Raw genomic sequence first — 26513 nt, 5'->3', positions numbered from 1 at the left:
CCACGGCGGCCGCCTCGGTGAATGCGACTCGTTGCACCGTCGTACCCGTCAGAAGAAGCCGAGGGCGTCGGGCGAGTACGACACCAGCAGGTTCTTCGTCTGCTGGTAGTGGTCGAGCATCATGGCGTGGTTCTCGCGGCCGATGCCGGACGACTTGTAGCCGCCGAACGCCGCGTGCGCCGGGTAGGCGTGGTAGCAGTTCGTCCAGACCCGGCCGGCCTGGATGTCGCGGCCCGCGCGGTACGCCGTGTTGGTGTCGCGCGACCACACGCCGGCGCCGAGGCCGTAGAGCGTGTCGTTGGCCGTCCTGATCGCGTCGTCGTAGTCGCTGAACGACGTCACGGCGACGACCGGGCCGAAGATCTCCTCCTGGAAGATCCGCATCTTGTTGTCGCCCTCGAAGATCGTCGGGGCGACGTAGTAGCCGCCCGAGAGGTCGCCGCCGAGGTCCACGCGCTCGCCGCCGGTGATGACGCGGGCGCCCTCCTCCACGCCGATCTGGATGTAGCTGAGGATCTTCTCGAGCTGGTCGTTGCTGGCCTGCGCGCCGATCATCGTGTCGGTGTCGAGCGGGTTGCCCTGCACGATCTTCTTGGTGCGCTCGGTCGCGGCGGACAGGAACGGCTCGTAGATGCCGTTCTGGATCAGCGCGCGGCTCGGGCAGGTGCACACCTCGCCCTGGTTGAGTGCGAACAGCGCGAAGCCCTCCAGCGCCTTGTCCTGGAACGCGTCGTCCTTGGCCATCACGTCGTCGAAGAAGATGTTCGGGCTCTTGCCGCCCAGCTCGAGCGTGACGGGGATGAGGTTCTGGCTGGCGTACTGCATGATCAGCCGGCCGGTCGTGGTCTCGCCGGTGAAGGCGATCTTGCGGATCCGGTTGGACGACGCGAGCGGCTTGCCCGCCTCGACGCCGAAGCCGTTGACCACGTTGAGCACGCCCGGGGGCAGCAGGTCCGCGACAAGCTCGACGAGCAGCATGATCGACGCCGGGGTCTGCTCGGCGGGCTTGATCACCACTGCGTTGCCGGCGGCCAGCGCGGGCGCGAGCTTCCACACGGCCATCAGCAGCGGGAAGTTCCAGGGGATGATCTGGCCGACCACGCCGAGCGGCTCGTGGAAGTGGTAGGCGACGGTGTCGTCGTCGATCTGCGAGAGGTGGCCCTCCTGCGCGCGGACGGCGCCGGCGAAGTAGCGGAAGTGGTCGACGGCCAGCGGCAGGTCGGCGGCCAGGGTCTCGCGGACGGGCTTGCCGTTGTCCCAGGTCTCGCCGACGGCCAGCAGCTCGAGGTTCTGCTCGATGCGGTCCGCGATCTTGTTCAGGATGTTGGCGCGCTCGGCGACCGAGGTCTTGCCCCAGGCCGGGGCGGCCGCGTGCGCGGCGTCGAGGGCCAGCTCGATGTCCTCGGCGGTCGAGCGGGCCACCTCGCAGAAGACCTTGCCGTTCACCGGCGACACGTTCTCGAAGTACTGGCCCTTGACCGGCGGCGTCCACTCGCCACCGATCCAGTTCTCGTAGCGGGGCTTGTAGGTGACCGGACTTCCCTCGTGTCCGGGCTGGGCGTAGACGGCCATGGGTCACTCCAACTCACTCACGTCCCGGCGCTCTGCTCGGGTCGGGTGTGACGGTAGGCACAGCCACGTTGCAGCAACGTTGCGCCGGCCGCGGGCTCAGTGCGGGCGGCCCAGCTCCCGCTCCAGCGCGTCCAGGTGTGCCTGGACGCCCGGCCAGCGCGACGACATCGGGTCGACGAGGCCGGCCGCCGCCTGCCAGACGTGCCAGTCGTCGCGGCCGTGCTCGGTGTCGCCGAAACGCAGCAGCGCGTCGGGGTCGCGGCTGCCCAGCACCGCGGCGCGCAGGTCCTCGTGCAGCCCGTCGCGGAGCCGGGCGACGCCGGGCGAGTCGGAGGCGGGGAGGAGGGGCCCCCGGTACGCCGCCACGGCCGAACCGACCATGCCGCGGGTGAGCAGCTCCTTCACGTGGTCGGCGTCGGTGCGCAGCGGGGCGTCGAGGCGGTACGGCCGGGCCAAAAGCCGGAGCGGGTCGAGCACGCCGCGCAGCCGGGACATCTCGGCGCGGACGGTGACCGGCGCCAGGTCGTGCTCGTCGAGGGCGACGGCGAGCTGCTCGCCGGTCAGGCCGTGCGGGTGGGCGGCAAGCAGGAGCAGCAGCTCGGTGTGCCGCAGGCTCAGCCGGACCGGTCCGCGCGGCGTCTCCAGCACGCCGGCGCCGCCGCCGAGCACCCGCAGGGTCGGCACGGCGGTGTCGTGGCCGGTGGCGAGGACGGCGCCGGCCGGTGTCATCAGGCGGTGCACGCGCAGCTGGCTCTCCACGGCGGCGACGGTCGCCCGGACGATCGACAGCGTGCGGGGCGCGGCGACGTCGTCGCCACCGGTCACGTCGAGGGCACCGAGGACCGCGCCGGTGTCGGGGTCGTGGATCGGCGCGGCCGTGCAGCTCCAGCCCGTGACCTGCCGGGACAGGTGCTCGGCGGCGAAGATCTGCACCGGCTGGTCGAGCGCGAGCGACGTACCGGGGGCGTTGGTCCCGGCCGCCGACTCCGACCACAGCGAGCCCTCCACGAAGTGGATCGACTCGGCCGCCGACCGCAGCCGCTGCTGGCCCTCGACCCACAGCAGGTGCCCCGCCGCGTCGCTGACCCCGACGAGCAGCCCGGTGTCGGTCGCGTCCTCGACGAGCAGCCGCCGGATCACCGGCATCATCGGCGCGAGCGGGTGGGCGTCGCGGTGCCGGCGCAGCGCGTCGTCCACGAGCGGCACGGGCGCGCTGCCGGCCTCGGGGTCGTGACCGCCCTCCAGCGCGCGCCGCCAGGACTGCTCCACCAGCGGTCGTACGCCGGACGTGGTGCGCCCGGTCGCCAGGAACTCGTCGTGCGCGGCGTGGAGCTGCCGGGCGCGCTCGAGCAGGCCGGAGGGCGCGCTCCACTGCTCCGACGACGGGGTCACCCGGTCACCGTACGGAGCCGCCGTCGCCCCCGGAACTCTCCGAACGGACGGGCGCGTACCCTGACGAACGATCGGCAACGGCGCCGGTCGACGCCACCTCCGGGAGGAACCGAAGTTGCTTCGTCAGCCCCTGCTGATGCTCGCGCGCAGCGACAAGGTCAAGAAGGCCGTCACCGCGATGCCCGTGTCCAGCGGCATCGTCCACCGCTACGTGCCCGGTGAGTCCACCGAGTCCGCGGTCGACGCCACGCGTGAGCTCATCGAGTCCGGTCTCCACGTCACGCTCGACTTCCTCGGCGAGGACACCTTCGACCGCGAGCAGGCCGACGCCACCGTGGCGGCGTACCTCGACCTGCTCCGCTCGCTGACCGAGAACGGCCTCTCCCGCAACGCCGAGGTGTCGGTGAAGCTGTCGGCCGTGGGGCAGGCGCTCCCCGACCAGGGTGAGAAGGTCGCGCTCGACAACGCCCGCAGCATCTGCCAGGCCGCGCGCAACGCCGGCACGACGGTGACCCTCGACATGGAGGACCACACCACCACCGACTCCACGCTCGGCATCCTGCGCGAGCTGCGCAAGGACTTCCCCGAGACCGGTGCCGTGCTGCAGGCCTACCTGCACCGCACCGAGGCGGACTGCCGCGACCTCGCCTACGAAGGCTCGCGGGTGCGGCTGTGCAAGGGCGCCTACAACGAGCCCGAGTCCGTGGCGTTCCAGGACAAGCACGAGGTCGACAAGGCCTACGTCCGGGCGCTGAAGGTCCTGATGGCCGGCCAGGGCTACCCGATGATCGCGTCGCACGACCCGCGGATGATCGACATCGCCGGCGCGCTCGCCACCCGCAACGGCCGCGCGCAGGGCAGCTACGAGTACCAGATGCTCTACGGCATCCGCCCCGACGAGCAGCGCCGCCTGGCCGAGGCCGGCGAGAAGATGCGCGTCTACCTGCCCTACGGCCAGGAGTGGTACGGCTACCTCATGAGACGTCTCGCCGAGCGTCCGAGCAACCTGACATTCTTCCTGCACTCGCTCGTGTCCAAGAAGTAACCACCAGACAGCACAGGGGGTCTCCCCATGACCGTCGCGATCATCGGAGCCGGCGTGATGGGGGAGACCCTGCTCTCCGGGCTCCTCCGCGCGGGCCGGCGCGTCGACGACCTCCTCGTCGGCGAGAAGCGGCGCGAGCGCGCGATCGAGCTCACCGAGCGGTACGGCGTCACCGTGGTGAGCAACGTCGAGGCGGCCGACAAGGCCGACACCGTCGCGCTCGTCGTCAAGCCGCAGGACATGCACGACGTGCTCACCGAGATCGCGCCGCACCTGCGGCCCGGACAGCTCGTCGTGTCGCTGGCGGCGGGCATCACCACGTCGTTCATCGAGTCGCGGCTGCCCGAGGGCGTCGCGGTCGTCCGCGTCATGCCCAACACGCCCGCGCTGGTCGACGAGGGGATGGCGGCGATCTCCCGCGGCTCGCACTGCGACGAGTCGCACCTGCAGGAGGCCGAGAGCCTGATGGCCTCGACCGGGCGGGTGCTGCGCGTGCCCGAGCGGCAGCAGGACGCCGTCACCGCGATCAGCGGCTCCGGCCCGGCGTACCTCTTCTTCGTCGTCGAGTCGATGATCGAGGCCGGCGTCCACCTCGGCCTGCCCCGCGGCACCGCGTCCGAGCTCGTCCTGCAGACCGTGGTCGGCTCCGCGAAGCTGCTGCGCGAGACCGGGGAGCACCCGACCGTGCTGCGCGAGCGGGTCACGTCTCCGGGCGGGACGACCGCCGCGGCCGTGCGCGAGCTCGAGGACCACAAGGTGCGCGCGGCCTTCCTCAGCGCGATCGAGGCCGCCCGCGACCGCTCCCGCGCCCTCGCCGAAGGTCTCGACTGAGAGGGCGCGTCCTCAGCTCAACCCGATGGCGGCGCGCGCTGCCGCCAGCACCGGCGCCGTCACCTCGCGGCAGCGCGCCGACCCCGCCTCGAACACCTCCTCGACCTGCCCCGGGTCGGCGGCGAGCTCGGCGTACCGCCGCTGCAACGGCTCCAGCACCGCCAGCACTGCGTCGGTCGCCACCTTCTTCAGCGCGCCGTAGGTCGGCACTCCCTCGGCGGCGTCCTCGACCGTCGTCCCGGTGCAGGCCGCGACCAGCTCCAGCAGGTTGCTGACGCCTGGTTTCGCCGTCCGGTCGAACCGCACCGCCGCGGGACCGGTGTCGGAGTCGGTGACGGCCCGGGCGATCTTGCGGCGGACCAGGTCCGGGTCGTCGAGCAGGCGGACCACCCCGGCGGCGTCCGCCTCGGCCGACTTGCTCATCTTCCGCGCGGGGTCGGCGAGGTCCATCAGCCGGGCACCGACCGGCGGCACCGTGATCTCCGGGACGGTGAACACCGGCCCGTAGGCGAGGTTGAACCGCTGCGCCACGTCGCGGGCGAGCTCGACGTGCTGGCGCTGGTCGTCACCGACCGGCACGTGTGTCGGCCGGTACAGCAGGATGTCCGCCGCCATCAGGACCGGGTACGTGTAGAGAGACGTCCGGGTCCCGCTGATGACACCGCCGGCCGTCCGTCGCTTTTCCTTGAACTGGATCATCCGGTTCAGCTCGCCCACGTACGTCGTGCACTCGAGCAGGTACGCCAGCTCGGTGTGGGCCGGCACCCGGCTCTGCTGGAAGACCGTCGCCCGCCCCGGGTCGATCCCCGCGGCGAGCACGAGCGTCCGGAACTCGCCGGTGAGCGCGCGCAGCCTCGCCGGGTCGTGGGTGGTCGTCATCGCGTGCAGGTCCGAGATGCCGTAGAAGCAGGTCGCGGCGTCCTGCGCCGCCGCCATCGGGCGCAGCGCGCCGAGGTAGTTGCCGAGGGTGAGGTGGCCGCTCGGCGTGAGCAGGCTGAGCCGGGTGTCGTTCATCGTCGTCCTCCTGGGGTGAGTGGGTGCTCGCCTTCGAGGGGGACCCGCGCCGGAACGCGGAACGGCCGCCCGAAGGCGGCCGTGGTCAGTGCTGGGAGCGCGCTGGAGGGTCCGCCTAGGAGGCGGGCCACCAGAGGTTGCGGGTCGTCAGCACGCGTCGAGTGTACGGCGAAACCCGGGTGCGCGGCAGCGGCCGTTGTGCGACCGTCGTCGCGTGGACCTGTCGTCGGTGCTCACCTTCGTGGTGGCCGTGCTGCTGATCTCCGCCTCGCCCGGTCCGGCGATGGCGCTGATCCTGCGACGCGGCGCCCTGCGCGGCTTCCGCAGCGCGACCGGCACCGTGCTCGGGCTCGAGCTCGGCCTGTACCTCTGGGCGCTCGCCGCGGCGGCCGGGTTCGCCGCGCTGGTGGCCGCGTCGGAGGCGGCGTACCTCGTGCTGAAGGTCGTCGGCGCCGGCGTGCTGCTCTGGCTCGGCGTGAAGGCCTGGCGCACCGCCTGGCGCGAGCGTGGCGCCGGGCCGGCGCCCGCGGCGGCGCACGAGCCGGACGGGACCGGCTGGTGGAAGGCGTTCGGCGAGGGCGTCGTCGTGCAGCTGGCCAACCCCAAGGCGGCCGTGTTCATGCTCGCCTTCTACCCGCAGTTCGTGCCGGCCGACCGCCCGCTGTTCGCGACCACGGCGTGGCTCGCGCTCGTGCAGGTCGCGATCGAGACGCTTTTCTACCTGGCGCTCGCGGCCGGGGTCGCCCGCGCGGGTGCGTGGTTCCGCACCCCGGCGGTGCGCCGCCGGATCGAGGCCGTGAGCGGCACCGTCCTGGTCGGGCTCGGCATCCGAGTGGCCGCCTCCGGACAGTAGGACGGGCGGTAGTGTCCGTCACATGACCGGTGCGGCGTGCGTGGTGTTCGACCCCAGCCTCACCCAGTACGACTTCGGCCCGACCCACCCGATGTCGCCGATCCGCGTCGACCTGACGATGCGGCTCGTGCAGGAGCTCGGGCTGCTCGACAAGACCCTCGTGACCGTGCCGGCGCCGATGGCCTCCGACGAGCTCGTCGGGCTGGTGCACACGCCCGAGTTCATGGCCGCCGTACGCCGGGTGGGGGCCGACCCCTACGACATCGACGAGACGTTCGGTCTCGGCACGACCGACAACCCGGCCTTCGTGGGCATGCACGAGGCGTCCGCGCACGTGGTCGGCGCGACCGTCGAGGCCTGTCGCCAGGTCTGGTCCGGCGAGCGCACCCACGCCGCCAACATCTCGGGCGGACTGCACCACGCGCTGAGGGACCGGGCCAGCGGCTTCTGCGTCTACAACGACGTGGCGGTCGGCATCCAGTGGCTGCTCGACCAGGGCGCCGAGCGGATCGCCTACGTCGACGTCGACGTGCACCACGGCGACGGCGTGGAGGCGATCTTCTACGACGACCCGCGCGTGCTGACGATCTCGCTGCACGAGACCGGCCAGATGCTCTTCCCCGGCACCGGCTTCCCCAAGGACACCGGCGGCCCGGGCGCGGAGGGCTCGGCGGCCAACCTGGCGCTGCCGCCCGGCACGTCGGACGCCGGCTGGCTGCGGGGCTTCCACGCGTTCGTGCCGCCGCTGCTGCGGGAGTTCAAGCCCGACGTCCTGGTCACCCAGCACGGCTGCGACTCCCACATCGAGGACCCGCTCGCGCACCTGATGCTCACGGTCGACGGGCAGCGGGCCAGCTACCTGGCGCTGCACGAGCTGGCCCACGAGGTGTGCGACGGCCGCTGGGTGGCGACCGGCGGGGGCGGGTACGCCGTCGTCGACGTCGTGCCCCGGGCCTGGGCGCACCTGCTGGCCATCGTCGCCGGCGAGCCGCTCGACCCGCAGACCCCGACGCCCGACGGGTGGCGCGCGCACGTGCAGACCCTCCTCGGCCGTACGGCGCCGTTCCGGATGACCGACGGCCGCACCCCGGCGTACCGCGACTGGAGCCAGGGCTACGACCCCGAGACCTGGCTGGACCGGTCCATCAATGCCGCCCGGGAGGCGGTCTTCCCGCTCAACGGGCTTGATCCGCTGCCCTGATTCGGCGACCGTGGCCGTAAGGCCGGAGAGACCGGCCGTAGGGCCGGTCCAGGCGACACGCGGGGTCCAAAGTTAAAACTGGACAAAGGGCAACCCCTTCCCCATTCGTCACACTAGGCTCTATTCTCACGAGAAGCACATACGCATGGTCTCCGGTGGGGAAGCCGGAGGCGGAATGTGCTGCGAGAGAGCGGTGCATGATGGCCTCAACCCCCTCCTCCGGGGACATCTCGGAGGTGAAGTTCCTGACGGTCGCCGAGGTGGCGACGGTCATGCGCGTGTCCAAGATGACGGTCTACCGTCTGGTCCACTCGGGCGAGCTGCCCGCCGTCCGCGTCGGCCGCTCGTTCCGCGTCCCCGAGGACGCCGTCAACGAGTACCTCAGGAAGAGCTTCTTCCAGACCGGCTGAGGCCACGCGCGCAACTCAGCAGGACTCAGCGGAGCCGCCCCTGTGGATCGGGGGCGGCTCCGCTGTCGTTGTGGCTCGTCGCTGCAGGGCCGGCCCCGGAACGCAGGAAGAGCCGCCCTCGTGGATCGAGGGCGGCTCTTCGACGTCCGGGGAGTGCCCCGGGTGCGTCGAGGCCGGACGTCGGGTGCGTCGGGGTTCGGCGCCGGTGCTGCTCAGAACTTGGTGAAGTTGGCGGCGGTCACCCAGGACCCGCTGCCGTCCATGTAGGCGCCGACGCCGATCCGCTTGGCGTACTTGCTCAGCAGCACGTGGCGGTGGGCCGGGGAGTGCATCCACAGGTAGACCAGGCGGTGCGGGCTGATCGCGCCCTTGCCCAGGGTCTCGCCCGCGTAGTAGGCGCGGCAGCGGTCGAGGATGTTGCCCATGCTCTGGTGGTAGAACTCGTTCGAGGCGGCCAGCTTCTGCGCCCACCGCTCGGCGGTGCCGTCGGTGCACGACTCGAAGGCCAGCTTCGGCAGGCCGTGCTCGGCGCGGCGCTTGTTGATGAAGTACTGGACCTTGGCTTCGTAGGTCTCGCTGCTCATCGACATCACGCGGCTGCTCGCGCCCTTGGCGTGGGCCGGGGCGGCCATCACGCTCAGGCCGGCGACGGCCATCAGGGCCACCAGGCCGGCGGCGACGGCGTGGACCAGGGGTCGCACGACAATGCTCGTAACGTTCATGTCCAAGACCCCTCCCAAGGCCTCGAAACCGTGACCGCCTCGTTCCTCCCAGAACTCCGGCGGCGGCCACCGAATATTGATGACATCCTGTCGCCGGGTCCTCCCACGGGTGCGGGTGACAGAAGCCGACACAGGGAGCATCGGTGGGCCGGGCGGCGGACTTGAGGCCCGATTTCGTCCTTTTTGCCTCGGGTTTGCCGCCTGCGGTCCGAACGGGCGGTCCCGAGTCGTCCGTCCGGGCACCGGCGGTTAGGCTGGTCCTTCCGCGCCGGGGGCGTCCATGCCCGTCCGGTCGGTGTCCGTCGTCCGGAGAGAACAGGTAGACCGTGGGTTCCGTCATCAAGAAGCGCCGCAAGCGCATGGCCAAGAAGAAGCACCGCAAGCTGCTGAAGAAGACGCGGATCCAGCGTCGCCGTCAGGGCAAGTAGGCCCGGATCAGGCAGGTCGCTGTGGGGCGCGTCGTGCTCGTCACCGGGGTCTCGTCCGACCTCGGTGGCCGCTTCGCGCGCCGCCTCAGCTCCGACCCCGCCGTCGAGCGGGTCATCGGCGTCGACGTCGTCCCGCCCCCGGGTGACCTGGGGAGCGTGGCCTTCGTGCGCGCCGACATCCGCAACCCGGTCATCGCCAAGGTGATCGCGGGCCAGGAGGTCGACACCGTCGTCCACCTGAGCGTCCGCCCCGGCGGCACCGGCGGCCGCTCCTCCGTCAAGGAGCACAACGTCATCGGCACGATGCAGCTGCTCGCTGCGTGCCAGAAGGCGCCGAGCCTCGAACGGCTGGTGGTGCGGTCCTCCGCCGCCGTCTACGGCTCGTCGAGCCGCGACCCCGCCATGTTCACCGAGGACATGGCGGCCAAGCGCATGCCCCGAAGCGGGTTCGCCAAGGACGTCCTGGAGGTCGAGGGCTACGTCCGCGGCTTCGCCCGTCGCCGTCCCGACGTGTCGGTGACGATGCTGCGCCCGGCCAACCTGGTCGGCCGTCGCGAGCGGTCGCCGCTGCTCGACTACTTCCGGCTGCCGGTGGTGCCGACGCCGCTCGGGTTCGACGCCCGGCTGCAGTTCCTCGACGAGGAAGACTTCCTGAGCGCCCTCGGCCACGCCACCGTCGGCGGCGTGCACGGCACCTTCAACCTCGCGGGGGACGGCGTGCTGACGCTGTCCCAGGCGGTACGCCGCCTCGGCCGGCCGAGCCTGCCGGTGCCCACCATGGCGCTCGGCTCCCTCGGCGGCGTGCTCAAGCAGGCGGGCGTCCCGGCGCCGTCGCGCGAGCTGACCGAGTTCCTGTGCTTCGGCCGCGGCCTCGACACCGACCGGATGCGGCGCGTGCTCGGCTTCGAGCCGCGGCACACGTCCGAGTCGGCCTTCGCCGAGTTCGCCGCCACGGTCACGCCGGGTGTGCTCACGCTGCCGCGACCGGTCACCCCGGTCGCCGGTACCGTCGGGACCGTGGGGAGTGGTGGACATGGCTGACGCCGAGGTGATCCCGCTGGGCACGCGCGGGAGGCCCGGGCGCGGTAGCGGCAGCCGCAACCCGTCGTCCGCCGCGCGCAGCCTGGCCGGCCCGTCCGCCGCCCGCCGTACCTCCGCGGAGCCGCCGTCCGACCCGAAGCCCGAGCACGCCGACGCGGCGACCGAGCCCACGACCGAGGCCTCCACCGAGGCGGCGACGGAGCAGGCAGCGCAAGCCGGGCAGACGGAGCCGCGCGAGGACGCCGGCACGGACGCTCCGCGCGTCGACGTGCGCGAGTCCGGAGCCGGCGCGCCGGGCGACGGCATCCCGGTGTCCGACTGGCTGGCGGCGTTCACGTCGGCCGCGGCCGAGGTGTTCGGCGACCGCTACGAGCAGCGGCTGGCGGAGTTCCTGGCGTTCCTGCGGCGACGGGTGACCGGCGACTACGCCGTCGACGAGTACGGCTTCGACGCCGAGGTCACCGAGCGGTTCCTACTGGCCGCCCTGCGCCCGATCGCCCAGAAGTGGTTCCGGGTCGAGGTGCGCGGCGCCGAGAACATCCCCACCGACGGCGGCGCGCTGGTCGTCTCCAACCACTCCGGCACGATCCCTGTGGACGGCCTGATGACCATGGTGTCGGTGCACGACAGCACCGGGCGGCACCTGCGCCCGCTGGGTGCCGACCTGGTGTTCAAGATGCCGGTGGTCGGCGAGATCGCGCGCAAGGCCGGCGCCACGCTCGCCTGCAACGAGGACGCCGAGCGGATGCTCCGCGGCGGCGAGCTCGTCGGCGTCTGGCCCGAGGGGTTCAAGGGCATCGGCAAGCCCTACTCCGAGCGCTACCGGCTGCAGCGGTTCGGCCGCGGCGGATTCGTGTCGGCCGCGATGCGCACCGGCGTGCCGATCGTGCCGTGCTCGGTGGTCGGCGCCGAGGAGATCTACCCGCTCGTCGGCAACGTGCCGTCGCTCGCCCGGCTGCTCGGCGTGCCCTACATCCCGATCACGCCGTTCTTCCCGCTGCTCGGCCCGCTGGGCCTGGTGCCGCTGCCGTCGAAGTGGCTGATCGAGTTCGGCGAGCCGATCCGCACCGACTCCTACGACGAGGGTGCCGCCGACGACCCAATGCTGGTCTTCAACGTCACCGACCAGGTGCGCGAGACCGTCCAGCAGACGCTGTACACGCTGCTGATGCAGCGTCGCTCGGTCTTCGCCTGACCGTCGGCGGGCCCGTCAGGCCCGTAAGCCCGTCAGGGCAGCAGACCGCCCGTGGAACCGCCGGTGGTGGGGTCGGGCAGGACCGTCTCGACCACGCCGGTGAGCCCGTCGGTGATCGAGCCGACGGTGTCGTCCAGGGTGCCGCCGACGCCGTCGACGGTGTCCTGCAGCGCGCCGCCGGGGCTGGTCACGTCACCGCCGCCGGTGCCGCCACCACCGCCGCCGCCACTGCCGCCGCCACCGGGGAGGCTCGGCGTGCCGGGCAGGGGGACTCCCGTGTCGCCGGCGTCGCCGGTGCCACCGCCGCCGTCGTCGCCGGCCGCGGGCTTCTTCCCGTCGTCACCCCGGCCGGCGGGCACGAGCGACTTCGGCACCACGAAAGGGTGGCTGTTGTCGAGCGCGCCGGCGTCCACGCCGTCGAGCGCCCGGTCGGCCTCGGCGGCGGCCAGGAAGACCGGCGGGAGGTCGAGCGTCGGGGTGCCGGCGGCGCAGGTGTCGCACAGCTGGCCGGCGCGGACGTCGATGTCGCGCAGCGCGAGCGCCGCGTTGCGCAGGTCGGGCTGGACCGACGCGGGTGCGGTGGTCGCGAGGTCGGCGAGGTCGTCGAGGGCGTCGGCGGTGAAGGTGCGTACGTCGGCGACGCGGGCGGGGTCGCGGTCGTCGCGGAACGAGTCCATGAGCAGCGCGGCGCCCTGCTGCGACTGGGCGACGAAGTCGTCGAGCGCCAGCGGCACGCGGGGCTCGCCTCCGAGCCGGTCGGCCGCGAGCAGGCCGCGCACCTCGGTGAGGCGGCCGCTGGCCTGGGCCAGCAGGTCGCGGCCCTTGCCGGCCTTGCTGACCGAGAGGCCGGCCTCGGCGCGCTCGATGCCGCGCTTGACGGGGTACAGGGCGTCGCCGGGCAGTGCGCCGGACGACGCGGCGGCCATGCCCGCCGTACCGCCGACGAGGAGGACGGCCGCGGCGGCCGCCACCAGGCGGCGCTCGCGCCGCCCGACCGGGCGGGGCGGCAGGACCAGGGGTGAGCCGGGCTCGAGCACGTCGACGGCCTCGGCCATCAGCCGCGCCCGCAGGTCGGCGGCGAAGTCGGCGCGCGGCGTCGCGAAGGGGTCGTCGTCGACCGCCCGGCGCAGGGTGCCCACGACACCGACCAGCTCGCGCAGCTCGGCGTCGACGTCCCGGTGCGGGTTGTCGAGCGCGGAGGCGAGCTCGTCGGCGCGCCGGCGCGCGCTGAACAGGGCGGTCATCGGTCTCTTCCGTTCGGCTGTGTGAACTGCATCGTCGCCAGCGTCAACGAGGCGAACCGCACGGAAGTTACGGGCGTGACCGGGCTCTCCTGGGGGCTCATCGCAGCCCCTCCGGCAGGAGCTTGGCCAGGTTGCGGACGCCGCGCAGCTGGAGCTGCTTGACGGCGCCGTCGCTGCGGCCGAGCACCTTGGCGGTCTCGGCGATCGAGAGCCCCTGCAGGAAGCGCATCACCAGGCAGTCCTGCTGCTCGGTGGGCAGCTGGGTGAGCGCCTGCAGGAGGGCCTCGTTGGTGAGCGAGGCGAGCACGGAGGTCTCGGGGCCCTCGGTGGGTGCGTCGTGGGCGCCCATGTCCTCGGTGGCCGTCTCGAGGCGGGTGCGTCCGGCCTTGAAGTGGTCGGCGGTGAGGTTGCGGGCGATGGTCATCAGCCAGGCGCCGAAGTCCTTGCCCTGCCAGCGGAACGAGCCCATGCTGCGCAGCGCCCGGAAGAACGTCTCGGAGGTCAGGTCCTCGGCGAGCGCCACCTGACCGACCCGGTAGTAGAGGAACCGGTACACCGACACGTGGTAGTGGTCGTAGAGCTGCCCGAACGCCTCGGTGTCGCCCGCGCGGGCCAGCTCGACGAGCGCGATCACGCGGGTGGCCTCGGCCTCGTCCTCCTCGGACGAGACGGCCGGGCCGTCGTCGCCGGGTCCGCTGCCGCCCGGGACGACCGACAGGCCCCCGCGGGTCTCGTCGAGCCCGACCGCCTCGCTCAGCAGCCAGGAGTACGACGGAGCAGAGCCGGCGGCGGGACCGGCCGCGATGAGCGCGGGAGCAGGGTCGAGGGCGTGCAGCACCGCCCGGCGCAAGGCCTCCAGGCCACGCCGGTACTGCGCGTCACGCGTCACCACTGCTTCGGACTCCCTCCCCGAACCACACGATCCGGGCTCCGTGATCCCCCTCAGGACCTTCCTGGCAGCGTAGGTAACCCGAGCCGGTTTGTGAACCGGTGAGTAACTACGAGTTGCAATATGAGCGGTGTGGATCGTGTCACAGGATCATCCCAATCGCCCCGGATCGTGAAACCTCGGGGGCGGGCCGGTGCAGACCGTTCGCTGACCGGTCAGCGCACCCGGCGCCGGATCGCGACGGCCGCCGCGGCGGACCCGGTCGCGGCGCCGGCCAGGCCGGCCACCAGGAGCCCGGCGCGGGCGGCCTTGCGGCCGGTGCGGTAGTCGCGGATCCGCCAGCCGTGCGCCTTGGCGTGGTCGCGCAGCTTGGCGTCCGGGTTGATCGCGCACGGGTCGCCGACCAGGCTCAGCATCGGCAGGTCGTTGGAGGAGTCGGAGTACGCCGAGCAACGGCTGAGGTCGAGCCCCTCCCGCTCCGCGAGCGCCTTGACCGCCTCGGCCTTCGCCGGGCCGTGCAGCATGTCGCCGACGAGCCGGCCGGTGTAGACGCCGTCCTCGTGCTCCGAGACCGTGCCGAGCGCGCCGGTCAGGCCCAGCCGTCGCGCGATGATCGTCGCGATCTCGATCGGGGCGGCGGTGACCAGCCAGACGCGCTGGCCCTGGTCGAGGTGCAGCTGGGCGAGGGCGCGGGTGCCGGGCCAGATCCGGTGCGCCATCGCCTCGTCGAAGATCTCCTCCCCCAGCGCCTCGAGCTCGGCGACCTCGTGGCCCTGGATGAAGGCGAGCGCCGACGCCCGGGCCTCCGCGACGTGCTCGGGGTCCTCGACGCCGACCAGCCGGAAGTACGCCTGCTTCCAAGCCGCGCCGAGGATGTCGCGGGTGGTGAAGAACCTGCGCCGGTACAGCCCGCGCGCCAGGTGGAAGATCGACGCGCCCTGCATGACGGTGTTGTCGACGTCGAAGAACGCCGCCGCCGTCGGGTCGGGCGGGGTGAGCAGCGAGGTCTCGACCTCGGCCGCCGCGGCCGACGCCTCGCCGGCCAGCACGGAGCGGCTGCGCAGGTCGAGGGGCGGTCGGTCGGCCCGGGACGTACGGCGTCCACTCCTGCGGTCGGCGCTCACGGAGCCACCCTAGTGCCGTCGTCCGGGCACTTGGCGAGAGCCAGGCGGGAGGGCGCCTGTGCCAGACTCCGGGTCGTGACCGCCCTGCTGCCGGACCTGCTGCGGCGCGCCGCCGAGGCCTCGCCCGACCGCACCGCGCTCGTCGAGGCCGGCGGCCGACGGGTCACCTGGGCCGAGCTCGACGCCGAGGTCGACGCCGTCGCCCACGGCCTCAACGCGCTCGGGCTCGTCGCCGGCTACCGCGTCGTCATCGCGATGGGCAACCGGGTCGAGCTCGTCGCCGCCTACCTCGGCACGCTGCGGGCCCGGCTGGTCGCGGTCCCGGTGAACCCGCGCTCCGCCACCGGGGAGATGGTCCGGGTGGTCGCCGACTGCGGCGCCCGGCTCGTGCTGGCCGACGCCGACACCGTCACCACGGTGCGGCAGGCCGTCGCTGGGCTCGAGGACGCGCTGGTCGGCGCCGACGAGGAGCTGCGCAGCCGGGCGTTCGTGCCCCGTGTGGTCGTGACGGGCGCGCCGACGCTGCCGGGCGAGACGTCGTACGCCGACCTGCTGAAGGCGCCCGCCGCCGCCCTGCCCGAGGTGGCCGACCCCGAGGCGCTGGCCGTCCTCCTCTACACCAGCGGTACGTCGGGCCGTCCCCGCGCCGCGATGCTCACCCACCGCGCTCTGACGGCCAACATCGAGCAGGCGGCCGCCGTCGAGCCGCCGATGATCCACGGCGACGACGTGGTGCTGGGCGTGCTGCCGTTGTTCCACGTCTACGGCCTCAACGCCGTGCTCGGGCAGGTGCTGCACCAGACCGCGCGGCTCGTGCTGGTCGACGGCTTCGACGTCGAGGGGTCGCTGGCCCTGATCGAGGACGAGGCGGTCTCGGTCGTGCCGGTGGCGCCGCCGGTGTTCGCGCACTGGCTGCCGGTCCCCGACCTGCGCGAGCGGCTGGCGGCCGTCCGGCTCGTGCTGTCCGGCTCCGCGCCGCTGTCGCCCGAGCTCGTCGCCCGGTTCACCGAGCTGACCGGGATCCCCGTGCACCAGGGCTACGGCCTCACTGAGGCGGCCCCGGTCGTCACCTCGACGCTGCGCAGCCAGACGCCCAAGCCCGGCTCGGTCGGCGGCGCCCTGCCCGGTGTCGAGCTGCGGCTCGTCGACGAGCATGGACGCGCGCCCGAGCAGGGCGATCCCGGCGAGATCCAGGTCCGCGGCGCCAACCTGTTCAGCGGCTACTGGCCCGACGGGGCCGACGGGCCGGGTGCGGAGGGCTGGTACGCCACGGGCGACGTCGGCATCCTCGACCCCGACGGCGACCTGTTCCTGGTCGACCGGCTCAAGGAGCTCGTCATCGTCTCCGGCTTCAACGTCTACCCGGTCGAGGTCGAGGAGGTCGTGGTCGAGCTCGACGAGGTGGCGGAGGCCGCGGTGATCGGTGCCGCCGACGAGCAGACCGGCGAGACGGTCGTCGCCTACGTCCGCCGTACCCCTGGTTCGTCGCTCTCCGATGCCGAGCTGGCCGACCGGGTGCGCGAGCACTGCGCCACCCGGCTCGCCCGGTTCAAGCGGCCGACCCGGGTGCACGTCGTCGACGAGCTGCCGCACACCGTCACCGGCAAGGTCGCCAAGGGTCGGCTGCGTTCCGCCCTGCGTCGCAACGCCAACCTCCTCGAGGGGCCGGCATGACCGCCCGCGTCACCCTCTACTCCAAGCCGGGCTGCCACCTCTGCGACGACGCCCGCGCGGTGATCGAGGCGGTCTGCGCCGACCTCGGGGAGTCCTTCGACGAGGTCGACATCACCGGCTCGCCCGACCTGATGACGAGGTACGGCGAGGAGATCCCGGTGACGCTCGTCGATGGGAAGCAGCACGACTACTGGCGGGTCGACGAGGCCCGGCTGCGGAGCGCGCTGACCGCTTCCTGACGGCTGGTCTGGTCCGCATACCACACAGTTGGCCCGCCGTTTCCCGTGGGGCAGGTCACAGCGGCGGGCGGTCGTTACCGCTCGGTTTGTTCCCACGTTCACAAACTCCTACAGTGAGCCCTGGTCGTCCCCCCGGAGCGGTTCCGCCCGGCGGTTCCGACGACCTGCCGACGACATCGTGAAGACGGCCAGGAGGAGACGCGTGACCTCTCGCGGCAAGCGGTTCGGAGCCCCCCACGACGGGGCGTCCCGGCCGACCGCCGACAAGAGCGAGCGCGGGATCCCCGAGGCCACGGTCGCCCGGCTGCCGGTCTACCTGCGGGCGCTGGTGACGCTGTCCGACCGCGGCATCGCCACCTGCTCGAGCGAGGAGCTCGCCACCGCGGCGGGGGTCAACAGCGCCAAGCTGCGCAAGGACCTGTCGTACCTCGGCTCCTACGGCACCCGCGGCGTCGGCTACGACGTGGAGTACCTCCGCTACCAGATCGCCCGCGAGATCGGCGTGACCCAGGACTGGCCGGTCGTTATCGTCGGCATCGGAAACCTCGGCCACGCGCTCGCCAATTACAGCGGGTTCAGCTCGCGCGGCTTCAGGATCGCGGCGCTGCTCGACGCGGACCCCGGACGCCAGGGCGAGGTCGTCGGCGACCTGCCGATCCTGGCGTTCGACCGGATCGAGGAGCTCGTCGCCGAGCACGGCGTCGCGATCGGCGTGATCGCCACCCCGGCCCCCGCCGCGCAGGCGGTCTGCGACCGGCTCGTCGCCGCCGGCATCACCAGCATCCTGAACTTCGCGCCGACCGTCCTGGCGGTGCCCGAGGGTGTCGACGTGCGCAAGGTCGACCTGTCGATCGAGCTGCAGATCCTCGCCTACCACGAGCAGCGCAAGGCCGGCCTCCTCGACCGGATCGACCCGGGCCTGCCCGACACCACCCCCGCGATGCCGGGGAAGACCACGACCGCCAAGGCGGTGGGCTGATGAGCGTCCTCGTCGTGGGCGTCTCCCACCGCACCGCGCCCGTCTCCGTGCTCGAGCGCCTCGCCCTCGACAGGGAGGGCGCCGGCAAGCTCGTGCACGACGTCGCCGCGTCAGAGCACGTCACCGAGGCGACGGTCATCTCGACCTGCAACCGGGTCGAGATCTACGCCGAGGTCGACCGCTTCCACGGCAGCGTCGAGGCGGTGTCGCGGATGCTCTGCGACCTCGCCGACGAGCGCCCCGAGGACGTCGTCCCGCACCTCTACGTCCACTACGACGACGGCGCGGTGTCGCACCTCTTCCAGGTCGCCGCCGGCCTCGACTCCATGGTCGTCGGCGAGGGCCAGATCCTCGGCCAGACCCGCGAGGCGCTGCGCATCGGCCAGGAGGGCGGCACGATCGGGCCGGCCCTCAACACCCTCTTCCAGCAGGCGCTGCGCGTCGGCAAGCGCGTGCACGCGGAGACCGACATCGACCGCGCGGCGCCGTCGCTCGTGTCCGTGTCGCTCGACCGCGCCACCGCGCACGTCGGCCCGCTCGACGGCAAGCGCGTGCTCGTCGTCGGCGCGGGTGCGATGGCCGGGCTGGCCGTCGCGACCGTGACCCGCGCCGGCGCCGGCCAGGTGGTCGTCGCCAGCCGCACCCACGCCCACGCCGTACGCCTGGCGGAGCAGTACGACGGGCGCGCGGTCCCCCTCGCCGAGGTCGAGGCCGAGCTCGCGGCCGCCGACGTGCTCGTCTCGTGCACCGGCGCGACCGGCGTCGTCCTCCCGCTCGCCACGGTCGCCGCCGCCCGCGCCGACGCCGGCGGGCCGCTCGCGATCATCGACCTCGCCCTCCCGCACGACGTCGACCCGACCGTCGCCGACCTGCCGGGCGTCGCGCTCATCGACCTGACCCGGCTCGCCGCCGAGCTCCAGGAAGGCGCGATCTCCGACGACGTGGACGCGGTCCGGGCCGTCGTGGCCGAGGAGGTCACCGCCTTCGTCGCCGCCCGCCGGTCCTCCGCGGTGACGCCGACCGTGGTCGCCCTGCGCACCATGGCCACCGGCGTCGTCGAGGCGGAGATGGCCCGGCTCGCCAGCCGGCTGCCCGGGCTCGACCCGGTGGTGCGTGCCGAGGTCGAGCACGCCGTGCGCCGCGTCGCCGACAAGCTGCTCCACCAGCCCACCGTGCGGGTCAAGGAGCTCGCCGACGAGGCCGGAGCCGTGTCCTACGCCACCGCCCTCGCCGAGCTGTTCGCCCTCGACCCCGATGCCGTCGAGGCCGTGACCCGACCCGTGGTCACCGAGGAGCCGAGGCTCGACCCGACCCGACGGGAGGAGTCGTCGTGACCGCTCCCTCTGTCATCCGGGTGGGCACCCGGGCCTCCCGGCTCGCCCGCACCCAGTCCGGCCACGTCGCCGACGCGCTGGCGGCCGCGCTCGGCCGCGAGGTGGTGCTCGTCGACGTGAGCACCGAGGGCGACACGTCCAGCGCGCCGCTGGCGTCGTTCGGCGGGGTCGGCGTCTTCGTCAGCGCGCTGCGCGAGGCGCTGCTGCGCGGCGAGGTCGACGTGGCCGTGCACTCCCTCAAGGACCTGCCGACCGCGCCGCACGACGGGATCGCGCTGGCCGCCGTACCTACCCGCGAGGACCCGCGCGACGTGGTGATCGCCCGCGACGGGCTGACCCTCGGCGAGCTCCCCACGGGCTCGCGCCTGGGGACCGGCTCGCCCCGCCGCGCCTCGCAGCTGCACGCGCTCGGTCTCGGTTTCGTCGTCGAGGGGATCCGTGGCAACGTGGACACCCGGATCCGCAAGGTGACCGACGGTGAGCTCGACGCGGTCGTGCTGGCCCGGGCCGGGATCGCCCGGCTCGGTCGGCTCGACGAGGTCACCGAGGTGCTCGACCCGCTCCAGATGCTCCCGGCCCCCGGCCAGGGTGCGCTCGCGGTCGAGTGCCGGGCCACCGACGCGGACCTGGTCGAGAAGGTGCGCGCCGCCCTCGACGACCCGCGCACCCGGGCGGCCGTGACGGCCGAGCGGACGGTGCTCGCCGACCTGGAGGCCGGCTGCTCCGCCCCGGTCGGGGCGCTGGCCGAGGTGGCCGAGGGAGACGACGGCGACGAGCTGTGGCTGCGGGCCGTGGCGCTGTCACCGGACGGCGGCCTGTCGGTGCGCCGCTCGGCGACGGGTACACCGGGGGATGCGAGCGAGGTCGGGCACCGGCTCGCGAAGGAGATGTTGGCCGACGGAGCGGGCTCGCTCATCGAGGAGAAGGTGTCGTGACGACTCCGAAGAAGACCACGCAGGCGACGACGGGTACGCGGCGGACCGCGCCCCTCAACCAGAAGAGCAAGAAGGCTGTGACCAAGACGGTGACCAAGACGGCGACCAAGACCCCCACCCGCACGCCCGCCAAGGCGCGCACGAAGGCGGCCCCCCCGGAGCCGACCCCGGCTGCCCCCTCCGCGCCGGCCGGGTTCGTGTCCTTCGTCGGCAGCGGCCCGGGCGACCCGGAGCTGCTCACGGTGCGCGCCGCCGACCTGCTCCGCGAGGCCGAGATCGTCGTCACCGAGGCCCCCGAGCACGCCGCGCTCGTCGCCCGGCTCGCCCCGGAGGCGGAGGTCGTCGACGGCGGCTTCGGCACCGATGGCCAGCCGCTGACCCACGCCGGCCGCGCCAAGGTCGTGGTCAAGCAGGCCAAGTCCGGCCGCCGGGTCGTGCGCCTGATGGCCGGCGACCCCTTCGTCTACGCGTCCGGTCCCGAGGAGGCGCAGGCCTGCGTCAAGGCGGGCGTCGCGTTCGAGATCGTGCCGGGCGTCAGCTCCGTCACCGCCGTCCCGGCGTACGCCGGCGTGCCGCTGACCGACAAGAAGCACCGCGAGGTCGCGGTCGTCAACTGCTCCGAGGCCAAGATCGACTGGGCCGCCTACGCCGACGACCGCACCCTGGTGCTGCTCTCCGCCGTCTCCGCGATCAGCGACGTGGCGAAGGCCCTCATCGAGGCCGGTCGCGCCCCCGAGACCCCGGTCGCGATGACCCGGGTCGGCACCACCACCGAGCAGGAGACGGTCGTCTCCACGCTCGACCGGATCGCCGCCGACGCGCGCGCCGCCCGGATGGCCCCGCCGGCCGTCACGGTCGTCGGCGACGTCGTCGACCTGCGCACCACGCTGTCGTGGTTCGAGACCAAGCCGCTGTTCGGCTGGCGCGTGCTGGTGCCGCGCACCAAGGAGCAGGCCGGCTCGCTGTCCGCGCGGCTGCGCGGCTTCGGCGCGGTGCCCGAGGAGGTCCCCACGATCTCGGTCGAGCCGCCGCGCAACCCGCAGCAGATGGACAAGGCGATCCGCGGTCTCGTCGAGGGCCGCTACGAGTGGATCGCGTTCACCTCGGTCAACGCGGTGAGGGCGGTGCGCGAGAAGTTCGACGAGTACGGCCTCGACGCCCGTGCCTTCTCCGGCCTCAAGATCGCCGCCGTCGGTGACAAGACCGCCGCGGCCATCGAGGCCTGGGGCCTCCGCGCCGACCTCGTGCCGTCCGGAGAGCAGTCCGCCCGCGGCCTGCTCGAGGACTGGCCGCCGTACGACGACCTGCTCGACCCGATCAACCGGGTCTTCCTGCCGCGCGCCGACATCGCCACCGAGACGCTCGTCGCCGGCCTGCTCGAGCTCGGCTGGGAGGTCGACGACGTCACCGCCTACCGCACCGTGCGCGCGACGCCGCCGCCGGCGCCGACCCGCGAGGCGATCAAGACCGGCAAGTTCGACGCGGTCGTGTTCACGTCGTCCTCCACCGTGCGCAACCTGGTCGGCATCGCCGGCAAGCCGCACGCCTCGACGGTCATCGCCGTGATCGGCCCGGCCACTGCCAAGACGGCCGAGGAGCACGGCCTCCGGGTCGACGTGCTCGCGTCCGAGCCGTCGGTGGAGGTCCTGGTCGACGCGCTGGCCGACTTCGGCGCCGCCCGCCGGGCGTCGCTGATCGAGGCCGGCCAGCCGGTGACCAAGCCGTCGGAGCGCCGCCCGTCGGCGCGCCGCAAGGCCACCTGAGCCGGCCGCGATGACGACCGAGCCCGGCTTCCCGACCACGCGGCTGCGTCGGCTCCGGCGCACCAGGGCGCTGCGCGACCTCGTCGCGGAGACCACCCTGGAGCCGCGGCAGCTCGTGCTGCCGGCGTTCGTCCGTGAGGGCCTCGCCGAGCCGGCCGCGATCGTCAGCATGCCGGGCGTCGTCCAGCACACGCGGGACACCCTGCGGAAGGCCGCCGCCGAGGCGGCCGACCTCGGGCTCGGCGGGATCATGCTGTTCGGCATCCCCGAGGAGAAGGACGCCCGCGGCAGCGGCGGCATCGACCCCGACGGCATCCTCAACGTGGCGATCGCCGACGTGGTCGCCGAGGTCGGCGACGCGCTGCCGGTGATGGCCGACCTGTGCCTCGACGAGTTCACCGACCACGGCCACTGCGGCGTGCTGACGCCGTCGGGCGAGGTCGACAACGACGCCACCCTCGAGCTGTACGCCGAGATGGCGCTCGCACAGGCGGCGGCCGGTGTCCACGTCGTCGCTCCCAGCGGGATGATGGACGGCCAGGTCGGCGTGGTCCGCGCGGCGCTCGACGGGGCGTCGCGGCAGGACGTCGCGATCCTGGCCTACTCCACGAAGTACGCCTCCGCGTTCTACGGCCCGTTCCGCGAGGCCGTCGCCTCCTCGCTGCAGGGCGACCGGCGCACCTACCAGCAGGACGGCCGCAACGTCGTCGAGGGCGTCCGGGAGGCGCTGCTCGACGTCGCCGAGGGCGCCGACCTGGTGATGGTGAAGCCGGCCCTGGCCTATCTCGATGTGCTGCGCGCCGTGCGCGAGGCGGTCGACGTGCCGGTGGCGGCGTACAACATCTCCGGCGAGTACGCCATGGTCGAGGCCGCCGCGGCCAACGGCTGGATCGACCGCGAGCCGGCCATCCTCGAGACGCTCACGTCCATCCGGCGGGCGGGCGCCGACGTGGTGCTGACCTACTGGGCGTCCGAGGCCGCCCGGTTGCTGCGCCGCTGACCGTCCGGATCAGCCGAGCAGGCCGCCGCCACCGCCCAGGCCAGGCAGACCGAGCCAGCTGAGCACGGCGGCGAGCGTGTCGGGGATCAGCGCCGCGGCTTCCTCGTTGGTCTTGCCGACCACGCGCTGGGCGCAGGCGTTGATCACCGTGGAGTCGCTGGTGATCCCGGCGAGCTGGTTGGCGCAGAACGTCGTCGCCTCGGCCAGGGTCTCGAGCGTCTCGACGGCCGGCTGGGCCGGGGGAGGCGGTGCCGGGGTCGGGGTGGGTGCCGCGGTCGGCAGGCCACCGCCGCCGCCACCCGTGCCGCCACCGTCGCCGGTGCCGCCACCACCGCCACCACCGCCGGCCGGGGCCGGGGCCGGGGCCGGGGCCGTCGTGGGGGTCGGGGTGCCGGCGCCACCGCCACCACCGCCGTTGCCGCCTCCGCCACCGTTGCCACCGGTGCTGCCGCCACCGCCGTTGCCGCCCTTGCCGCCGCGCGGGCCCTGGGCGCCCTGGCCCGGCGCGCCGGCGTCCTTGGGCGAGAAGACGGCGGGCGCGGCGCTGCCGTTGGGCACCGACGAGAAGTCGCCGTCGGCGTAGGCGCGCATGATCGAGAGGACGAGGTCGACGTACTGCTGGCTGTGGTTGTAGCGGTAGACCGCGGCCTGCTGCCCCGCGGCCGTGGAGAGGTCCTCGTCGCCGGAGCACAGGTAGACGGCCGTGGCCAGCGCGGCGTCGTCGATGTCCTGGGGGTTGCGCACGCCGTCGCCGTCGCCGTCGACGCCCACGACCGACCAGGTCGAGGGGATGAACTGCATCGGACCCACGGCGCGGTCGAAGACCGGGTCGTCGTCGAGCTCGCCGGCGTCGGTGTCGCCGATCCGGCTCGTGCCGCTGCTGCCGTCGAGCGGGATGCCGTAGATGCCGGGCCTGCTGACGCCCTTGTCGGTCAGGGTGTTGTTGCCGTAGCGGCCGTGGTCGGACTCGACCCGGCCGATCGCCGCGAGCAGGGTCCAGTCGACCCGGCAGCCCTTGTCGGCGGTGTCGATCACCTGGGCGGCGCGCTGGTAGGCGGCGAGGGCCGCGGCGGGGATGCCGTTGGCGGACGCGCCCGCGACGACCGCGGCAGCGGCGCCCTTCGGCACGCCCGGGGCGATGACGCCGGGCCGGGTGACGCTGGCCGGGGCCTCGATCGGGTCGCTGGGGAGCGCGGTCCCGTCAGGGAGCCTCGCCCCGTCGGCCGCGGCGGACGCCGTGGACGGCACGGTGAGACTCGCGGTCCAGCCGGCGGACAGCAGGGCGAGCGGGACCAGCGCGGTCGCGCGCTGCCACGTCATCAAGCCCTTCGAGCCCTGAGAATCGTCTGTTCTCGACACTTCCCTCTCCCGGTGTCGTAACCCCCCGTGCGCGGCCCGGGTCTGGCTCCCGTCATACCCGTGCCGCTCTCTCGTGACACCTTCAACGAGCGTGGGCGCCCCCAGGTTACGCACCGGTAGGCGACACCGGGTAAAGAGTTGCCGGATCAGCGGGCTGTCCCGGTGGGCAGCCTCACACGGTCCCCGTTCGATCCCTCAGGGGCGGTTCGACAGAATGGGGCGGTGACCCCAGACGACACCCGGCCAGAGACGGCGGAGTCCGCCGCGCTGTTCGCACGGGCGCTCGCGGTGACGCCGGGAGGCGTGAACTCCCCGGTCCGGGCGTTCAACGCCGTCGGCGGCACCCCGCGGTTCGTGCAGCGGGCCTCCGGCGCGTTCCTGTACGACGCCGACGGGCGCGAGTACGTCGACCTGATCTGCAGCTGGGGCCCGATGCTGCTCGGCCACGCCCACCCCGGGGTGCAGGCGGCCGTGCAGGAGGCGGTGAGCCGGGGCACCTCGTACGGCACGCCCACCGTCCCGGAGGTCGAGCTCGCCGAGGAGATCGTCGTGCGCACCCCGGTGGAGAAGGTCCGGTTCGTGTCCTCCGGCACCGAGGCGACCATGTCGGCCATCCGGCTCGCCCGGGGCTTCACCGGCCGGGAGCTGGTCGTGAAGTTCGCCGGCTGCTACCACGGCCACGTCGACGCGCTGCTGGCCGCCGCCGGCTCCGGACTGGCCACCCTGTCCGTCCCGGGCACGCCGGGCGTCCCCGTCGCGTCGACCGCCGCCACGCTGGTCCTGCCCTACAACGACCCCGCCGCCGTCGAGCGCGCCTTCGCCGAGCACGGCGACGAGATCGCCTGCGTCATCACCGAGGCCTCGCCCGGCAACATGGGTGTGGTCCCGCCGTTGCCCGGCTTCAACAAGATGCTCGCCGAGACCTGCGCCCGGCACGGCGCGCTCTTCGTGAGCGACGAGGTGATGACCGGCTTCCGGGTCAGCCGCTCCGGCCAGTGGGGCCTCGACGGCGCCCGCGAGGGCTGGACGCCCGACCTGGTGACGTTCGGCAAGGTGATGGGCGGTGGCTTCCCGGCCGCGGCCTTCGGTGGCCGTGCCGACGTGATGGCGATGCTCTCGCCCGAGGGCCCCGTCTACCAGGCCGGCACGCTCTCCGGGAACCCCGTCGCCACCACCGCCGGCCTCGCCACGCTGCGGCTCGCCACCGAGGAGGTGTACGCCGGGCTCGACCGCGCCGCCGGCCTGCTCGCCGACGAGGTCGACAAGGCGCTCACCGAGGCCGGCGTCGCCCACGTCGTGCAGGCGGGCGGCAACATGTTCAGCGCGTTCCTCCTCGACGAGCCGCCGACCACCGACTCGGTGCGCGACTTCGCCGCCGCCTCGGCGCAGAACGTCGCGCGCTACAGGGCGTTCTTCCACGCGATGCTGGACCAGGGCGTGTACCTCCCGCCCAGCGCCTTCGAGGCGTGGTTCCTCTCCTCCGCCCACGACGACGCCGTGCTCGACCGGGTCGTCTCGGCCCTCCCCGCCGCCGCGCGGGCCGCGGCCGCCGTACCTCCGGTGGAGAAGGAGGCCGGCGCGTGAGCGACACCCGGACCACCGTCCACCTGCTGCGGCACGGCGAGGTGCACAACCCCAACGGCGTGCTCTACGGCCGCATGGACGGCTACCACCTGTCCGACCTCGGCCGGCAGATGGCACAGCGGGTCGCCGACGCCCTCGCCGACCACGACGTCGCACACGTCGTCGCGTCGCCGCTCGAGCGCGCCCAGGAGACGGCCGCGCCGGTCGCGCGGTCGCACGGCCTGGAGGTCGGCCAGGACTCGCGGGTCATCGAGTCGACCAACTCGTTCCAGGGCAAGCGGTTCGGCATGGGCGACCACGTGCTGTGGAAGCCCAACGCGTGGCGCCACCTGTGGAACCCGTTCCGCCCGTCGTGGGGCGAGCCCTACGTCCAGGTGGTCGCCCGGATGAAGGCCGCGGTCGCGGACGCGCGCGACGTCGCGTTCGGGCGCGAGGCGGTCGTCGTCTCCCACCAGCTGCCGATCTGGATCACGCGGCTGCACGCCGAGGGCCGCCCTTACGTCCACCTCCCCACCCGGCGGCAGTGCACGCTGTGCAGCCTCACGTCGCTCACGTTCGAGGGCGACCGGCTCGTCACCGTGCGCTACTCCGAGCCGGCTGCCGACCTGATCCCGGTCAAGGACCGCGGCAAGCCGTACTCCTCGGGCGGCAGCCCCGGCCAGACCGACGAACCCACCTCCTGACC

Annotated in this window: 25 protein-coding genes; 17 read left to right on the top strand and 8 right to left on the bottom strand. The window is 73.3% G+C overall.

All coding sequences use genetic code 11. The annotated features are described in order from the left end of the window. Positions 1-48: 48 nt before the first annotated feature. Entirely contained in the window at positions 49-1572 is a 1524-nt protein-coding gene (adh, locus tag ETU37_RS02780; protein ID WP_129985338.1) for an aldehyde dehydrogenase, read from the bottom strand. Between the two features lie 96 nt (positions 1573-1668). Further along, complete coding sequence (locus ETU37_RS02775) at positions 1669-2964, bottom strand: sigma-54-dependent transcriptional regulator family protein (protein WP_129985337.1); 1296 nt, start codon at positions 2962-2964, stop codon at positions 1669-1671. Between the two features lie 115 nt (positions 2965-3079). Between ETU37_RS02775 and ETU37_RS02770 the strand changes: the two genes are divergently transcribed. Next, positions 3080-4009 (top strand): proline dehydrogenase family protein, encoded by a 930-nt coding sequence (locus tag ETU37_RS02770; RefSeq protein WP_129985336.1) that lies wholly within the window; start codon positions 3080-3082, stop codon positions 4007-4009. Positions 4010-4036: 27 nt separating this feature from the next. Further along, positions 4037-4840, top strand: a complete 804-nt coding sequence (gene proC, locus ETU37_RS02765) for a pyrroline-5-carboxylate reductase (RefSeq protein ID WP_129985335.1) — start codon at positions 4037-4039, stop codon at positions 4838-4840. A 12-nt stretch (positions 4841-4852) separates the two neighbouring features. On the opposite strand, the gene trpS is transcribed toward proC, so the two are convergent. Continuing rightward, positions 4853-5854, bottom strand: a complete 1002-nt coding sequence (gene trpS, locus ETU37_RS02760; protein ID WP_129985334.1) for a tryptophan--tRNA ligase — start codon at positions 5852-5854, stop codon at positions 4853-4855. 214 nt (positions 5855-6068) lie between these two features. On the opposite strand from trpS, the gene ETU37_RS02755 reads away from it, so the two are divergent. The 3 genes from ETU37_RS02755 (at position 6069) to ETU37_RS02745 (ending at position 8318) form a co-directional block, all read left to right on the top strand. Further along, positions 6069-6707 (top strand): LysE family translocator, encoded by a 639-nt coding sequence (locus tag ETU37_RS02755; protein ID WP_129985333.1) that lies wholly within the window; start codon positions 6069-6071, stop codon positions 6705-6707. 22 nt (positions 6708-6729) lie between these two features. Beyond that, the gene (locus ETU37_RS02750) at positions 6730-7908 is read left to right on the top strand and encodes an acetoin utilization protein AcuC (RefSeq protein ID WP_129985332.1); all 1179 of its coding nucleotides are present in this window, start codon (positions 6730-6732) and stop codon (positions 7906-7908) included. Between the two features lie 200 nt (positions 7909-8108). Further along, a complete protein-coding gene (locus tag ETU37_RS02745) occupies positions 8109-8318 on the top strand; it encodes a helix-turn-helix domain-containing protein (RefSeq protein ID WP_129985359.1) in 210 nt (69 codons plus the stop codon). A 212-nt stretch (positions 8319-8530) separates the two neighbouring features. Here the strand turns inward: ETU37_RS02745 and ETU37_RS02740 are convergent, their stop codons facing one another. Then, on the bottom strand, positions 8531-9019 hold the full coding sequence (locus ETU37_RS02740; RefSeq protein WP_165372373.1) for a CAP domain-containing protein: 489 nt from the start codon (positions 9017-9019) through the stop codon (positions 8531-8533). Positions 9020-9366: 347 nt separating this feature from the next. Here ETU37_RS02740 and ETU37_RS02735 point away from each other — a divergent pair, with 347 nt between their 5' ends. From ETU37_RS02735 to ETU37_RS02725, 3 genes are read left to right on the top strand one after another with little or no spacing between them, the layout of a single operon-like run. Beyond that, positions 9367-9468, top strand: a complete 102-nt coding sequence (locus ETU37_RS02735) for a 30S ribosomal protein bS22 (protein WP_013161846.1) — start codon at positions 9367-9369, stop codon at positions 9466-9468. Between the two features lie 21 nt (positions 9469-9489). After that, positions 9490-10509 (top strand): NAD-dependent epimerase/dehydratase family protein, encoded by a 1020-nt coding sequence (locus tag ETU37_RS02730; RefSeq protein ID WP_129985330.1) that lies wholly within the window; start codon positions 9490-9492, stop codon positions 10507-10509. Further along, positions 10502-11704, top strand: coding sequence for a 1-acyl-sn-glycerol-3-phosphate acyltransferase (locus tag ETU37_RS02725; protein ID WP_129985329.1), 1203 nt, complete (start codon positions 10502-10504; stop codon positions 11702-11704). The genes ETU37_RS02730 and ETU37_RS02725 overlap by 8 nt, the downstream gene beginning before the upstream one ends. Before the next feature lie 32 nt (positions 11705-11736). Here the strand turns inward: ETU37_RS02725 and ETU37_RS02720 are convergent, their stop codons facing one another. The 3 genes from ETU37_RS02720 to ETU37_RS02710 all read right to left on the bottom strand — a co-directional run bounded on the left by ETU37_RS02720 (position 11737) and on the right by ETU37_RS02710 (position 14961). Then, positions 11737-12948 carry a DUF5667 domain-containing protein gene (locus ETU37_RS02720; RefSeq protein ID WP_129985328.1) on the bottom strand — a complete coding sequence of 404 codons (1212 nt, stop codon included), beginning with the start codon at positions 12946-12948 and terminating at the stop codon, positions 11737-11739. Positions 12949-13045: 97 nt separating this feature from the next. Continuing rightward, positions 13046-13840 (bottom strand): sigma-70 family RNA polymerase sigma factor, encoded by a 795-nt coding sequence (locus tag ETU37_RS02715; RefSeq protein ID WP_129985327.1) that lies wholly within the window; start codon positions 13838-13840, stop codon positions 13046-13048. A 212-nt stretch (positions 13841-14052) separates the two neighbouring features. Continuing rightward, on the bottom strand, positions 14053-14961 hold the full coding sequence (locus ETU37_RS02710; RefSeq protein WP_129985326.1) for an HAD family hydrolase: 909 nt from the start codon (positions 14959-14961) through the stop codon (positions 14053-14055). A 75-nt stretch (positions 14962-15036) separates the two neighbouring features. On the opposite strand from ETU37_RS02710, the gene ETU37_RS02705 reads away from it, so the two are divergent. The 7 genes from ETU37_RS02705 (at position 15037) to hemB (ending at position 22885) form a co-directional block, all read left to right on the top strand. Further along, complete coding sequence (locus ETU37_RS02705; protein ID WP_129985325.1) at positions 15037-16635, top strand: class I adenylate-forming enzyme family protein; 1599 nt, start codon at positions 15037-15039, stop codon at positions 16633-16635. Further along, a complete protein-coding gene (locus tag ETU37_RS02700) occupies positions 16632-16874 on the top strand; it encodes a glutaredoxin family protein (protein WP_129985324.1) in 243 nt (80 codons plus the stop codon). The genes ETU37_RS02705 and ETU37_RS02700 overlap by 4 nt, the downstream gene beginning before the upstream one ends. 202 nt (positions 16875-17076) lie before the next feature. Beyond that, positions 17077-17853, top strand: coding sequence for a redox-sensing transcriptional repressor Rex (locus ETU37_RS02695; protein WP_129985323.1), 777 nt, complete (start codon positions 17077-17079; stop codon positions 17851-17853). Beyond that, on the top strand, positions 17853-19187 hold the full coding sequence (locus ETU37_RS02690; RefSeq protein ID WP_129985322.1) for a glutamyl-tRNA reductase: 1335 nt from the start codon (positions 17853-17855) through the stop codon (positions 19185-19187). Before ETU37_RS02695 ends, ETU37_RS02690 begins: the two co-directional genes overlap by 1 nt. Next, positions 19184-20122: a hydroxymethylbilane synthase gene (hemC, locus tag ETU37_RS02685; RefSeq protein ID WP_129985321.1), complete on the top strand. Its 939-nt coding sequence runs from the start codon at positions 19184-19186 to the stop codon at positions 20120-20122. The genes ETU37_RS02690 and hemC overlap by 4 nt, the downstream gene beginning before the upstream one ends. Before the next feature lie 197 nt (positions 20123-20319). After that, on the top strand, positions 20320-21885 hold the full coding sequence (gene cobA / locus ETU37_RS02680) for a uroporphyrinogen-III C-methyltransferase (protein WP_240755501.1): 1566 nt from the start codon (positions 20320-20322) through the stop codon (positions 21883-21885). Positions 21886-21895: 10 nt separating this feature from the next. Next, positions 21896-22885 carry a porphobilinogen synthase gene (gene hemB, locus ETU37_RS02675; RefSeq protein ID WP_129985320.1) on the top strand — a complete coding sequence of 330 codons (990 nt, stop codon included), beginning with the start codon at positions 21896-21898 and terminating at the stop codon, positions 22883-22885. 9 nt (positions 22886-22894) lie between these two features. On the opposite strand, the gene ETU37_RS23790 is transcribed toward hemB, so the two are convergent. Next, positions 22895-24205, bottom strand: a complete 1311-nt coding sequence (locus ETU37_RS23790; RefSeq protein ID WP_129985319.1) for a lytic murein transglycosylase — start codon at positions 24203-24205, stop codon at positions 22895-22897. Positions 24206-24466: 261 nt separating this feature from the next. On the opposite strand from ETU37_RS23790, the gene hemL reads away from it, so the two are divergent. Beyond that, a complete protein-coding gene (gene hemL / locus ETU37_RS02665) occupies positions 24467-25828 on the top strand; it encodes a glutamate-1-semialdehyde 2,1-aminomutase (protein WP_129985318.1) in 1362 nt (453 codons plus the stop codon). Then, entirely contained in the window at positions 25825-26511 is a 687-nt protein-coding gene (locus tag ETU37_RS02660; protein WP_129985317.1) for a histidine phosphatase family protein, read from the top strand. Before hemL ends, ETU37_RS02660 begins: the two co-directional genes overlap by 4 nt. Positions 26512-26513: the final 2 nt, after the last annotated feature.

It is taken from the genome of Nocardioides iriomotensis (assembly GCF_004168035.1).
GTDB lineage: Bacteria > Actinomycetota > Actinomycetes > Propionibacteriales > Nocardioidaceae > Nocardioides_B > Nocardioides_B iriomotensis.
Note: the sequence above shows the minus strand (reverse complement) of the source record. Positions and strands in the feature narration are given on the sequence as shown.